This is a genomic window from Halorussus sp. MSC15.2 (assembly GCF_010747475.1).
Classification (GTDB): Archaea; Halobacteriota; Halobacteria; order Halobacteriales; family Haladaptataceae; genus Halorussus.
The window spans coordinates 619,593-632,438 of record NZ_VSLZ01000003.1 but is presented as its reverse complement, the minus strand read 5'-3'; the positions used below and the strand labels follow the sequence as shown (position 1 = coordinate 632,438).

General features: G+C 65.0%; 11 protein-coding genes and 1 pseudogene. 1 reads left to right on the top strand and 11 read right to left on the bottom strand.

The genetic code is table 11. The annotated features are described in order from the left end of the window. Positions 1 to 44 precede the first annotated feature (44 nt). The 10 genes and pseudogenes from FXF75_RS14470 to FXF75_RS14430 form a co-directional block, all read right to left on the bottom strand. Entirely contained in the window at positions 45 to 3,350 is a 3,306-nt protein-coding gene (locus tag FXF75_RS14470; RefSeq protein ID WP_163522555.1) for a methyl-accepting chemotaxis protein, read from the bottom strand. Positions 3,351 to 3,649: 299 nt separating this feature from the next. Further along, on the bottom strand, positions 3,650 to 5,476 hold the full coding sequence (locus FXF75_RS14465; protein WP_163522554.1) for a UvrD-helicase domain-containing protein: 1,827 nt from the start codon (positions 5,474 to 5,476) through the stop codon (positions 3,650 to 3,652). A 616-nt stretch (positions 5,477 to 6,092) separates the two neighbouring features. After that, positions 6,093 to 6,269, bottom strand: a complete 177-nt coding sequence (locus FXF75_RS23235) for an HVO_0416 family zinc finger protein (RefSeq protein ID WP_303646679.1) — start codon at positions 6,267 to 6,269, stop codon at positions 6,093 to 6,095. Positions 6,270 to 6,458: 189 nt separating this feature from the next. Continuing rightward, the gene (gene npdG / locus FXF75_RS14460; protein ID WP_163522553.1) at positions 6,459 to 7,127 is read right to left on the bottom strand and encodes an NADPH-dependent F420 reductase; all 669 of its coding nucleotides are present in this window, start codon (positions 7,125 to 7,127) and stop codon (positions 6,459 to 6,461) included. 36 nt (positions 7,128 to 7,163) lie between these two features. After that, positions 7,164 to 7,568: a hypothetical protein gene (locus tag FXF75_RS14455; protein WP_163522552.1), complete on the bottom strand. Its 405-nt coding sequence runs from the start codon at positions 7,566 to 7,568 to the stop codon at positions 7,164 to 7,166. Next, positions 7,565 to 7,939 carry a hypothetical protein gene (locus tag FXF75_RS14450; protein WP_163522551.1) on the bottom strand — a complete coding sequence of 125 codons (375 nt, stop codon included), beginning with the start codon at positions 7,937 to 7,939 and terminating at the stop codon, positions 7,565 to 7,567. Before FXF75_RS14450 ends, FXF75_RS14455 begins: the two co-directional genes overlap by 4 nt. 112 nt (positions 7,940 to 8,051) lie before the next feature. Continuing rightward, positions 8,052 to 8,417 (bottom strand): hypothetical protein, encoded by a 366-nt coding sequence (locus FXF75_RS14445; protein ID WP_163522550.1) that lies wholly within the window; start codon positions 8,415 to 8,417, stop codon positions 8,052 to 8,054. 35 nt (positions 8,418 to 8,452) lie between these two features. After that, the gene (locus tag FXF75_RS14440) at positions 8,453 to 9,343 is read right to left on the bottom strand and encodes a TIGR01548 family HAD-type hydrolase (RefSeq protein ID WP_163522549.1); all 891 of its coding nucleotides are present in this window, start codon (positions 9,341 to 9,343) and stop codon (positions 8,453 to 8,455) included. Between the two features lie 103 nt (positions 9,344 to 9,446). Further along, a pseudogene (locus FXF75_RS14435) lies at positions 9,447 to 10,234 on the bottom strand (formate/nitrite transporter family protein). Positions 10,235 to 10,308: 74 nt separating this feature from the next. Next, positions 10,309 to 10,698, bottom strand: coding sequence for a UPF0146 family protein (locus FXF75_RS14430; RefSeq protein ID WP_309221825.1), 390 nt, complete (start codon positions 10,696 to 10,698; stop codon positions 10,309 to 10,311). A gap of 39 nt (positions 10,699 to 10,737) precedes the next feature. Here FXF75_RS14430 and FXF75_RS14425 point away from each other — a divergent pair, with 39 nt between their 5' ends. Next, the gene (locus FXF75_RS14425) at positions 10,738 to 11,259 is read left to right on the top strand and encodes an archaemetzincin family Zn-dependent metalloprotease (protein WP_163522548.1); all 522 of its coding nucleotides are present in this window, start codon (positions 10,738 to 10,740) and stop codon (positions 11,257 to 11,259) included. Between the two features lie 147 nt (positions 11,260 to 11,406). Here FXF75_RS14425 and FXF75_RS14420 read toward each other — a convergent pair whose 3' ends face one another. After that, positions 11,407 to 12,771 (bottom strand): hypothetical protein, encoded by a 1,365-nt coding sequence (locus FXF75_RS14420; RefSeq protein WP_163522547.1) that lies wholly within the window; start codon positions 12,769 to 12,771, stop codon positions 11,407 to 11,409. Positions 12,772 to 12,846: the final 75 nt, after the last annotated feature.

Below are 12,846 nucleotides of genomic sequence, written 5' to 3'. Positions count from 1 at the left end.
CTCTTCGCCGTCTCCCGCGGTGGCGAGGGCGGACGACCTATCGACTACGTGTCGGAGTCGGTCGCCTCTCTGTCACCGCCGTCGGCGACGGTCGGTTTCGACTGGAACTCCGATTCGTCGTCGAACTCCGATTCGTCGTCGAACTCCGAGTCCTCCTCGAACTCCGACTCCTCGTCAGATTCCGACTCCGCGCCGAACGCCGACTCCGCATCGAACTGCCGGTCGGTCGAGGCGGCGTCTTCGTCCACGTCGAACTCGTCCACGAGTTCCTTGAGCGAGTCGGCGGAGTCCGAGACCGTCTCGACGTTCCGCGAGACGTCGTTGATGGCCGCGGTCTGCTCTTGGGTCGCGGACGAGACGGAACTCGCCTCGGCGGCGGTCTGTTGGCTCACGCCGGACACCTCGTCCACCATCGCCACCACTTCCTCGGTGGAGACCGCTTGGTCCTCGGCGGCGTCGGAAATCTCCTCGACGCCGTGTTCGGCCTCCTGTATCGCCCCGGCGATGTCGTCGAACATCTCGATGGCGTCCGCGATGGTTTCGGACCCGGTCTCGACACGCTGTTGCATCGAGCGCATGTCGCCGACCGTCTCGTCAGTGTGGGACTGAATCTCGTCGATGAGGCTCTCGACCTCCTCGGTCGCGTCCCCGGCCTCGTTCGCCAGCGTCTTTATCTCGTCTGCAACGACCGCGAACCCTTCGCCGGCCTCGCCCGCGCGCGCGGCCTCGATGGAGGCGTTGAGCGCGAGCAGGTTGGTCTGCTCGGCGATGTCGGTTATCAACTGGACGATGTCGTTTATCTCCTCTATCTGGGTCTCCAGACTCTCGACCTGTTCGACGGCGGTGTCGGCCTCCGACTCGATGGCCGAAATCTCCTCGGTCGCGTCGGCGGCGTGTTCGCGGCCTTGGTCGGCGAGTTCCACCGCTTCGTTGGCGGTCTCGACCACGCCGTCGGCCGACGAGGCGACCTCCTCGATGGTGGCCGACAGGTCGTTCATCTCGCTCGCGGCGGCCTGTAGCTGTTCGGTCTGCTGTTCCGCGCCGAACGCGATTTCCTCGACCGATTCGGCGGTCTCCTGACTCGCGGCCTCTATCTGCTGGGCGCTCGTCGCTGTCTCGTCGCTCACGCGTGCGAAGCGGTCGGCGAAGTCCTTGACCTCGGCCAGACTGCTCTCGATTTCGGTCAGTCCGGCGTCCAAGTCGGACATCACTTGGCCGTACTGGCCCGGCAGTTCCGCGTCCACGTCTTGGTCGAGCGTTCCCTCGCGCAACTGCTCGCTGGCGTCCTGAATCCGGTCGAAACTCGCCCCGAGTTGTTCGACGCCGGTTTCGAGGTCCGAGAGGACCGCGCCGTACTCGCCGGGGAGGTCGGTATCGACGCTCTGGTCGAGGCGACCCTCCCGTATCTGCTGGCTGGTCCGGCGAATCTCGTCGAACCCGACCTGTAGCTTCTCGATGCCCTCGTCGATGTCGGTCATTATCGCACCGAACTCGCCGGGGAGGTCGGTATCGACCTCTTGGTCCAGCGTCCCCTCACCGAGGTTCTCGCTGACGGCCTGCAGTTCCGCGACCTGCGTTCGGAGGTTCTCCTGCATCTCGTCGAACGCCTCGACGAGTTCCCCGATTTCGTCGTCGGACGCGTCGATGTCGGTCTCCTCGTCGAAGCGCCCTTCGGCGAGCGCGGTCGCTCGGTCCCGAATCTGTTCGATGGGCGTCGAGAAGTACTCCGCCGCCTTGTACCCCAGTGCCACGACGGCCACGATGAGACCGGCGACGAGCAAGAGGATGAAGTTCCGAGCGGAGGTCGTCCGGTCGCTCAGGTCCTGACCCAGCGCGGCGGCCGGTGCCTTCACGTCGCTCTCGGGCACCGTGCCGAGTAGCGCGAACTGCTTATCGCCGAACTGGAGCGGGGCGTACGACACGTAGTAGCGACTCTCGTTGCCGTTTTCGGTTCTGGTGTACGTGCTGAGTCCAGTCTGGCCCGCCAGTATTCGCTCGTCGGCCAGCGTGGCCAGCGACCCCGCGTAGGACTCGTCGCCGATATTCGCGTTCGAATCGACCACCGATTGGTCGGGGTGGCTCAGCACCCGACCCTCGTCGTTCACGATGGTCAGGTGGCCGGTTTCACCGACCGTGACGTGGTTCGTCATCGCGGTGAGGATGCTGTAGTTGAACCTGAGCGCGACGGTACCCGCGAACTCGCCGTCGTGGTAGACCGGCGTCGTGATGTACGCCACTTGCTTACCGTCGACCGACCGGACGTCGCCGAAGTGGACTGCCCCTTTCTCTAGGGATTTCGTCTCGTTGAACCAGTTCGTATCGGCGTACGAGGTACCGGCGACCGACTCGGTCGTGACCTCGTCCCCGTTGCTCTGCGCTCGGAGGACGCCCTGCCCCTCCTCGTCGGTCATGATAATCTCGTCGTAGGCCCGCACCGACTCGCCGCCGACCGAGACGGTTCTGGTGTTGAGGTAACTCCGGAACGACTCGTTGATTCCGTCACGCGCGTTCTGCACGGCGGCGGTCTGGAGTTCGTAGTAGTAGACGCTGGGCGCGAGCACCCACTCGAAGTCCTCGTGGAAGGTGTAGGCGACGAACTTGCGTTCCTTCGGGTTCCCCTTCTGGGTAGTGTCTTCCCACTCGTACTCGACGATGCCCCATTCTGACCCGTTTCGGACGGCCGGGTTCGACTTGACGTTCGCCCGGATGTCCTCGAAGAAGGTCAGCGACGCGTCGTTCTTGAGGTTGTACCCGTCTTCGAGACTGTGGTGAACCACGACGTTCGAATCGAGGTCGGTCACGTACGCGTACCCCGTATCACCGATGTACCCCGGCTGGAACATCTCGGACAGCGTGCCGCTCGGGTGAATCCCGCTTCCGGTCGTGCCGACGATTCTGTTCTCGACCTGATTCTCGACCTGTTGTCGTTCGGCCGACGAGAGGTCCTCCCAACTCCGGCCGCCGTACTGCTCGTCGAGAATCGTCTGCTTCGTCGTCTCGATGGTGCTGTGCATCTGGAGCGCGGTGTAACCGACCTGCTTCTGACTCTGCTGCTGGATGAGTTCCATCTCACCCGCGCTCGCGGCCTCGTAGTTCTGCACCGACGTGGACTCTGCCAGCGAGCGCGCGTCCACTCGCCGCACGTTGAGCAGGTTCCCGAACTCCTCGGTCCTCGCCTCGACGGTACCGTTCAAATCCTTCGTTATCTGCTGTTCGAGGTGCTTCGAACTCTGGTCCTGCGCGTACGACCCGACGTCCTGCATGTTCTGGAGTCCGGCCATACCCACCACCGAAACCGGAACGAGCGAGATGACGAGCAACAGCACGATGAGTTTCGTCCGTATCTTCATCGTTGTTCCTCCGTCCGGCACGGTTCGACGCCCTCGGCACGACGGTTCGACCGACCGGTGGGCGGACCGCTCCGACCGCAATTTTTGTCAACACGTGTCGTACTGAACGTTGCCATGGCAGTATCACCAAAAACCGTTTATTTAAACATTGGCACCGGATTTTTAGCTGTGATAATCCGGGGCTTAATTCTCCCCGGCCATTATGCCGATTTATTACGTGTCCGTTAGGAGAACTATCGGATACAGTCGTCCGAGTCGAATCTTCGCCGTTCGAGAAATGGTCGCAACCGACGACCGACTCACTGGGGCGTCGCTTCCGAGACTTCCGCCAGCGCGTCTTCGATGTCCTTCTCGTTGCGTTCGTTGTAGAGCAGTACGTCGATGGGGAGCGTCGGCGCGCCGCTGACGAGGTTCTCCATGATGACGAGGCGCTCACGCGCACGCGACATCCCGACGTAGAACACCCGGCGCTCGTTGTCGGTCAAAATCGGGACCGGGTCGGTCGTGGCGGTGAACTCCTCGCCGTCTACCTCACCGTCCACTGTGGCGGCCATCTGCTCGACCACCTTCTCGGTCAGGTCGGTGCCGACGAACACGTGGTCGGCCTCCCGACCCTTCGCGGAGTGGATGGTGCCGAGGCGCACGCGGTCGGCGTCCATGTCCTGATAGTCGCCTTGGAAGTAGGCCCGCATCGAGTTCTTCTGGAAACTCGTGACCTTCCGGACCATGTCTGCGGCCGAGGCCGGGCCGGGCATGAACGGCGCGAAGTCGGTCACGAAGTCGGGTTCGACCTCGATTTCGGCGAGGTCGTCGGTTGACCCCTGTTCCTTGCGCTCGTCGATGGCGTCGAACAGTTCGTCGCGCTCGTTGGTGCCGAACGCCGAGTCCTGAAGCATGTCGGCGAATCGGCGGGCCTGCAGCGCCGTGATGGGTTCGTCCTCGTCCACCTTCTCGACGGCGTCCACGTACTGCTGGAGGCGGTCGGTCCACATCCGCTGGTCGGTCAGGCACTTGAACGGGATGCCCTCGTCGATGAACTCGTCGATGAAGCGGAACATCTGGTACCGCGCCCGGAACAGTATCATCAGCGTGCCGTCGTGTTCCTGCACGGTGTACCGGACGTTCCGGACGAGTTCGAGCATCGACGGGCTATCGACCTGTTCGACCGACCCGCCCTCCTTGCGCGGCGAGAGGTTCTTCTCTTGGCGCTCTTCGATGTGGCGGACCTCCTGCTGGACGACGCGCAGAATCTCGGACGGGAGTCGGTGGGAGGTGTCGAGAATCACGTCGTCGCCCTCCTCTTCGAGGAGGAGTTTGGGGTCCGCACCCTGCCACGCGTAGACGACTTGGTCGTCGTCGCCCGCGATGAGGACCTGTTCCATGTGGGGCTTCCACTCCTCGTACACGTCGTACTGGAGGCTGGTGATGTCCTGAAACTCGTCGATGACGAGGTAGTCCACGTTCGGGAGCAGCGACCGCTGGCGCACGCGTTCGAGCATGTCGGCGAACCCGACGAGGTCGTTCTCGCCCTTGTAGTTGCGCCACCCGCGGATGGCCTCGGGCACGTCGAGTCGGTCGTCGTCGCTGGGCCACGTCGGCGTGTACTTGTTGCCCTCTTGGGACTTCTCGTCTATCTCCGGGGGTAGGCGGACCTCTTCGTCGTTCCACTGGAAGGGAACGTCGTACCAGTCGGCCACGTCGCGACTGGTCCGCTGGAGCCACTGGCTCGTGGCGATTATCTTGTTGCCGAGCGTGGTCGAACGAGCGGTCCGGCGGCCAGCGCCGCTGTACTCGTCCTCGAACTCGATGCCGAACTCCTCGCAGAACTCCTTCTTGTCGGACTCGCCGACGACGTCGTTCCGCGAGAGGTCGAGCAGTTCGTAGGCCTTCGCGTGCATCGTACAAATCGACCCCTGCAGCGAGCGGGGGTTGAGGTCGCGTCGCTCGGCGAGACGCTCGCGGACCTCGTTGGCGGCCGCACGAGTGTACGAGACTAGCAGAATATCGTTGACCGTGACGCCCTCCTTGTCGAGGAGTCCCTCGACTCGGTCGAGCAACTCTGTAGTCTTGCCGCTCCCCGGTCCCCCGAAGAGTCGGGTAACACGTTCTTCCGTGTCTTGGCTCATTACACCAATCACATGGCCCCATCACTCATAAAACGATGTGAATCGGATTGGTGGTCAGCGTCGGCGGTCGCGCGACTTCGCGCAGATTCGTTACTGACGGAGAAAGCGGCCTTTCGACGGCGCTACGAGGTGTTCCGCGGCGACCGCGCCTCGCGCACTTCGCTCCCGTCTCGAATCTTGTCTTCGCATTCCGGGCACACTCGCGGGTCGTCTACTTCGCGAGGTGTGAACACTCGCGCGTAGGCGTCCGTCACGAACGAACCGCAGTTCTGACACTCAGGCATTTCTCTTGTGCCACTACGGAAATCTTACACTATATTTCTATCGACACTGTCGTGAGCGACGGTATTCCGCGATTACCTGTCCATTAGGCCGTGGAGACGAGTATCGGCGAGGAACAATAATATTGTCGCGATGTTTCGAGGTGTGTTCCGAGTCGTCGGAGGTGTGTTCCGAGTCGTCGGGACTGCGGTGGCGAACGGGGCTGAGTCGGTGTCCAGTCGTCGCGCCACGAGTCGCCACGGGCGGACAATCGTCTCGGACGCGTCGTGCGTCGAAAAAAAGGTTGCACAGTTCGGGACCGATGCAGGACGGAAGCGAGACGGGGCGGCCGAAGCTACGGTCGCCAACCGCATACCGAGCACTCGCTCGCGGACGTATCGTGAAGTCCGCCGCACTCCGGGCACTGTTTCTTGTTATAGTCCTCCTGCCAGCCGACGGTCTCGGTTTCGTGGCCACGCTCGGACAGGAATTCGTCGAAAACGTCGTCGTCGCCGGTCGGTGCGGTCGCCATACATGGTATGCTAATGCACACCACCCATATAACCGTGTTGGTGTAACAGCCGGATTATAGAGCTATCGAACGGTCTGATTTCTCGTGTGGGGCGACCTGTCTCTCCGAGTAGGTTCGGCTTATCCCCGGACGAGAGAACGAGAACTGCGGAAAAGAGATGTCGAGGCGAAGCGGGTCGGACGCCGAGCGCTACTCGAACTTCACGCCGACGTCGTGCATCCCCTGATTCTCCACGGCGAGGTTGATGAGCAGCGGCGTCATGCTCTCGACCTCCGCGGCGTTGGCCACGCCGCCCGCCTTCAGCGCGCGGAGACCGTCTATCTGGTCGGCCAGCTCGACCACAGTCTCCACCGCGTCGCCGTCGTCACCGACCACGAGCGTATCGAGGTCGAGTTCCACGTCCAGATTGGCGAGTCTGTCGGCCGAGAGGTTGTGGAAGGCCCCGACCACCGGGACGCCCTCGGGCGCGGCGTCGGCGACCAGTTCCGTGACGCTCCCCGCCTTCGGGGGCTTGTAGTGGAACCCCTCCTCGTCGCGGTCCATCCCGACCGCCGGAGAGACAAGCACGTCGGCGTCCTCGATGCGGTCGGCGACCGACTCCACGAGGTCCCGGACGTGGAACGCGGGCACCGCCAGCACCACCACGTCCGCGCGGTCGGCCGCCATCTCGTTGGCGAACCCCTTGACGTCGCGCTCGACGCCGATACTGTCGAGTTCGGTCTCGTACTCGTCGGCCTTGCCGCGGGCCTTCTCCGGGTCGCGGGACCCGACGAGAATCTCGTGGTCGGTGTCTCGCGCCCACCGGAGCGCGAGGGCCTGTCCGATATCGCCGGTTCCGCCGAGGAGTGCGATTCGCATACCCCGACGTTCGGGGCGGGGCCGGATTAAAGATTCTCACTGCCGCGGGCTATCGGACCGAAACGCCGCCCGGACTCGGTCGTAGCCTCGATTCGCCGCCCGGTGTCCCACGGAGAGACCGACCATCAGGGCGGCGGCCTCCCCCACAGTCTCGACGGCGGAGTCGGGCGCGGCCACGAACTCGACGGCCTCGAACCCGAGGTACGAGATGACGAATATCGAGAGGAAGAAGAGGGTCAGTCGCCCGGCGCTCTCGCTCGGAAAGTCGCGGAGTTGCCCACGGACGTACCAGTAGGCTATCGGGAACCCGACGACCGACGCACCGACGACGAAGGGGAGCGTCTGGGTGGGATTCGGCGCGAGGAGCGCGCCGAGCAGATAACTCAGAAAGCCGCCGATGCCGAGCGTCCACGCTGCGCGCTCGACGGTGCGGAGAGTCACGTATCGCTCGCCTCCCCAGCGCCGCGGAGTCGTTCGAGTCCGCCGAAGTACGCCACCCACCCCGCGAAAACGACACTCACCAGCGTTAACGCGGAGCGGACGTCGGAGGTGGATTGGAGACCGACCGCGAACGCCGTCGCTCGCCACGCGAGTCCGACGGCGGCGAGTACGCCGACGAACAGGAGGTAGCGACGCCACCACGGCGCGACCGTCCGGTGGCCGTAGCGATAGACGACCGCGAGCGCGACGAGAAACGCCGGAACGGAGTACAGCGACTGCGTGAACGGGTCCGGCGGGATGAGAACCGCGCCGAAGCCGAACGAAATCACGAGGGCGTCAGGCACTGCGCCGCCGAGTCGGGACCAGTCCATGTCTGATTCGCCGAACTCGAACCCCAAAAAGTCTCCTTACTCCAACAAGTTCGGCAGGTCGTTCACGGAGTCGATGACCGCGTCCGCGCTGCACGCTCGACGGTGCGAAGCCTCACGACTCGCTCACCTTCGCCTTCCCACGGAGTCGAGCTACTCCGCCGAAGTACGCGAGCCACACGACTACGCCCGAACCGCCGAGGAGGACGACGAGACGGAGGAGTGGCCAGCGTGCCCCGCCAGCTATGTTGCGCCAACCGAGTTGGAGCGCGGCGATTCCGACGAAAAAGAGGAGATGATGCTGCCACCGCTGCCAGAGTATCCGCGGGTCGTATCGGTATACGACCGGGAGCGCAACCGAGAACGTGATAGCGATGTAGCGTATCTGAGTAAACGGGTCAGGCGGTGAGAGGATACCGCCGAGCAGGACGGCGACCCCGTACGCATCTACGAACGCGTGCCCGAGTTGGGACCAATTCATATCTGATTCGCCGAACCCGACCTCCAAAAGTTTCCCTACTCCAACAGGTCCGGCAAGTCGTTCACGGAGTCGATGACCGCGTCCGCGCTCGCCTCCTCGTACTTCCGGCGGCCCGCCTCACCGGTCAGGCCCCCGGTCAGCACGCCGACGCCGGAGTAGTCGCGGTCGGGGTCCGCGTCGGCGGCGTTGCGCGCGGTCCGCACGTCGTCCAGCGTGTCGCCGACGAAGACGACCGAACGGGCACCGAATCGCTCCGCGAGCGTGACGAGGGCGTGCGGATGGGGCTTGCCTTCCTCCCAGTCGTCCATGGTGAACCGCCGGTCCTCGGGTACGTCGAGACCCGCCCGGCGCTGGGCGATGTCGGCCTCGTCTGCCGGGCGGCCGGTGACGACGCCGAGGGGGTAGTCCGCGAGCGCGTCGAGCGTCGCGGCTTCGAGCAGGACCGGTTCGTCGTGGATGAAGCCGGGTGCGTCGAGGTCGGGGTCCGCGCCCTCGATATCGGCGTACAGTTCCGACCCGAGGTAGAGTTGCTGGAACACTTCGCGGAGGCGCTCGGGGTCCCAGTCGGCACGAGCGCGCTCGCGGGCCGCCTCGCCGAGCGCGTCGTCCACCACCGCCTCGGCAGCGTCGAGACCGTCGGCCGCCCCGGCGGCGTCGCTGGCCGCTCGCCGCGCCGCGATTCGGTCCGTGAACGTCTCCACGTCGAGTTCAAGCCCCTCCCGGCGCGCGAGAACGAACAGCGCCGCGGCGTACGTCAACTCCCAGTCGTTGTTGAACCCGCCCGCGTCCTTGAACGACTGGATAGCGTCCTTCTCGATGGTGTCTCCGTGGACGCGCTCTACGGACTCCACGATTGCGCGTCGGTAGGAGTCGGCTACGTCCACGACTACCCCGTCGATGTCCAGCACGACCGCGTCTGCTTGCATGAACGGGGGTAGTGAACCGGCGCTCAAGGGTCTTGCGACGCGACTCCGAGTTCGGCCCGAGATATCCGTCGAAGTCCGACCAGCGACTCACTCGCCGGGCGACTCACCCGCTGGACTCCTCGGCCCCCTTCACCTGCGCGATGTGGCTGAGCGTGACCAGTCCGAGGCCGCCGACGAGGTTCCCGGCCGTGACGACGGCGTCGTCTCGGCCAGCGCGCCGAGTCCGATGTTCGCACCGAGGAACATGCCGAACAGAACGTGCAGAACGGTGACGATGACGTGGTCGAAGGGACCGAGCGTCAGCAGGACGCCGACGACGTACGCGAGCGGGATGCGACTCCCGACGCCGTCCACGGCCTCCAGCATGAACGAGAGCAGCGCCACGAGCGCCCCGCCCGTGATGGCCTTGACGAACTCGGCGGCGACCCGCCGGTGGACGATTTCCTCGGCGGTCCGCGTCAACACGTGGACCGCCCCCGGCGTCAGCGTGCCCTCCACGGACAACAGCCACACGAAGAGACCGCCGCCGACGAGGTTGAGCGCGAAGGTGACCGTCCACAGCCTGAGGAGCGACCCCACCATCCACGAGTCCTCGTCGTCGGCCGCCTTCGCCACCGGGTCGAAGAAGTTCTCGTTGAACAGTTCCGTCCGCCCGACCACGAGGAACACGAGCGCGGGACCGAACGCCAGCGCGCCCGCTATCTTGGCGAGTTCTGGGAACCGCGGCTCGAACGCCCCTTCGACGATGCCCAGCGCGAGCATCCCGAAGACGACGGTGAACCCGGCGATGAAACTGGTCGAGACCAGTTCGAGCATCGACTGGTCGAGGCGACGCTCGCCCTCCTCGACCGCCCGCTGGAAGATTTCGGCCGGGTCGGGTGCGACGGCCACGCTCGACCGGTCGTTCGGAGACCCATTAAGCGTCTTGGCAGTAAGCGCTCCGTAACCGTCGCGACAGTCGGTCCTTACCGGCGCGCCACGAAAATCGTCTCGCCCGGAACCGTCTCGCGCTCGACCGGAACCGCCGGTTGGTCGCCCCCGAGCGTCGTGAACAGGAACGCGGCGTCGTGTCGCCGCGCCGCCTCGAGGGCGGGCCGGTGGAGTTCCGGCGGGAGATTCAGCGCGTAGACGGCGTCGGCGTCGCGATAGACCACCGGGTCCGGGTCGAGGACGTCGTCTATCGCGAACTCGACCGCCGCAGGGACCTCGCGGGGGTGAACGTCGGTCGCGGTGACGGTCCGTCCGGTCTCGGCCAGCGCGGCGGCCACGTCGGTCCGTTCGCCGACGCCGACCTCCACGAGGCGTTCGAAGTCCGACAGATGCTCCACGATGGCACGACGGGTTCGGGGACGCACGGCGGGAAGTTTATGGGCCGCTCCCCCATATTGTTTCCCATGCTCGTTGACGTCGTCCCGGTCGGGGACCTCTCCGCGAAAGTGAAACGTCAGGCCTCGACCGCTCTGCGCTCGGTCTACGACTGCGAAGTTACTATCCACGACGCCCAACCGATTCCGACCGGGGCACACGACGAGAAGCGCGACCAGTACCGCGCCGAGGAGTTCATCGAACTCGCGGGCCGCATCGGGTCGGGGGAGAAGAACATCGCCATCACGCCCAAAGACCTCTTCTACCGCCGCCGGAACTACGTCTTCGGTCTCGCCTACCTCGACGGGAACGGCAGCGTCATCTCGACGTACCGACTCCAGACCTCCAGCGACGGCGGGTTCTCGAACCGGAGCGCGGGCGAAATCTTCGAGGACCGGGTCCGCAAGGAGGTCGTCCACGAAATCGGCCACACTCTCGGTCTCGAACACTGCGACAACAAGCGCTGCGTCATGAATTTCTCGCCGACCGTCCGCGAGGTGGACGTGAAAGAGGAGAACCTCTGTGGCTCCTGTCAGCGCAACGTGCTGTAGTCGGTAGATTCCGAACAGTCTGACCGAGAACGACGGTCACATCGACGGTGTTGTTCGCGAGATGGAGTCGGGACGTGCGACTCCTTCGGCGTTCGATTTCTGCCGAGCTTCGTCACGAAAGCGAGTCGGTAGAGCGGCGCTCGACCGTCACTGCTCGTCAGCTAACTCGTCGGTCTGTCGGTCGAACAGACCGACCCCTCGCCACCGCACGGTCTCTATCGCCACGCCCACCAGCGAGAGGAGCGCGACCACGAGCCACAGCACCTGCCTGCCGAGCCACGCCGGGAGGACGTACTTCGAGATGGCGACGGCGAACCCGAGGTAACGCTCGACGACCGATTCCCGGCCGCCGTCGGCGAGTCCGCCCTCGGTCGCTGTCGGGCGGTCACTGCTGCCCTCGCCGGGCAGTCTGTCGGCCTCGTAGGGGAGATACCCGGTCTCGACGGCCCAGACGACGTCGCCGTCCTCGTTCACCTCGGCAACCCGGTCGTTGTACGAGTCGGTGACCAGCGTGTGCCCGTTCGGGAGTCTGTCGGCGTCGCGGGGCCAGTTCAGGGTGGCGCTCCCGCCGAACTCCCAGACCACCTCGCCCGACCGATTCAGTTCCACGACTCTGTCGTGTTCGCTGTCGGCGACCAGCAGGTGGCCGTCCGCGAGTCTGTCGGGATTGTGCTGCTCGTAGATGATGTCGCCCTTCCCCGCGTACTGGTTCGGGCCGACGACGGGTCGGACCGTCACCGACCGCTCGCTCGGGTTCGACCCGTTGGCGACGTGGAGTTCGGCCACGGTGTCGAAGTTCCGCAGGCTTATCTGGAACACGCCCGGCCGGAGTCGGTCCACGTCGTTGACGTGCGTCCAGTCGCCTTCCGGTCCCATCCCGGCGGGCCGGTCGTAGGTGTCGGTGGCGTTCCACTCCCAAACGACCTCCTTCTGGCGATTCACCGCGAACACGCGGTCGTTGCCCATGTCCACCATCACCCAGCGGTCCTCGCGGGCGTCGGTCGCGTTCCCGCCGTCCCCGGAGGCGGCCACGGTGTAGTGGTCGGCGTCGTGGAGTTCGTGTTCGTGGAGTTCCGCGTCGTACCACGCGTACTCCCAGACGACCTCCTTGGTCGATTTGTTCAGAATCCGGAGGCTGTTCCGGACGCAGTTCTCGAACCCGTCGCCGCGATAGCGCGCCGGGCACTCCGCGTCGGGGACCTCGTCGGCGGTCGAGACCTGCACTCGGTCGGGGCCGAGCGCCTCGACGTCGAACACGTCGTCCGGTTTCGCGTACTCCCAGACGACGTCGCCGTCGGGGGAGAACTCGACCGCTTTCCCCTCGTGTTTGTACCCCTGCAGGGCGACGAGGGTGTTGTTCTCGGGCTTCTCGTCGCCGACGGTGAGGCGGGGTTGGTCGGGGGCCGACAGCACTCCGACGGACGCCGCGGCGAGCGCGACGACAGCGAGACACGCCAGTAGCTTGGCGCGACGCTCGTGTCCGGTACCGAACCATGCGGGCAGACGAGTCACTGCGTTGGCCTATGAGTCCGTTGACGAAAATCGTTCGGTTCCGCGACGGCGGTTCCCGTTCGACGCCGAAGCGAC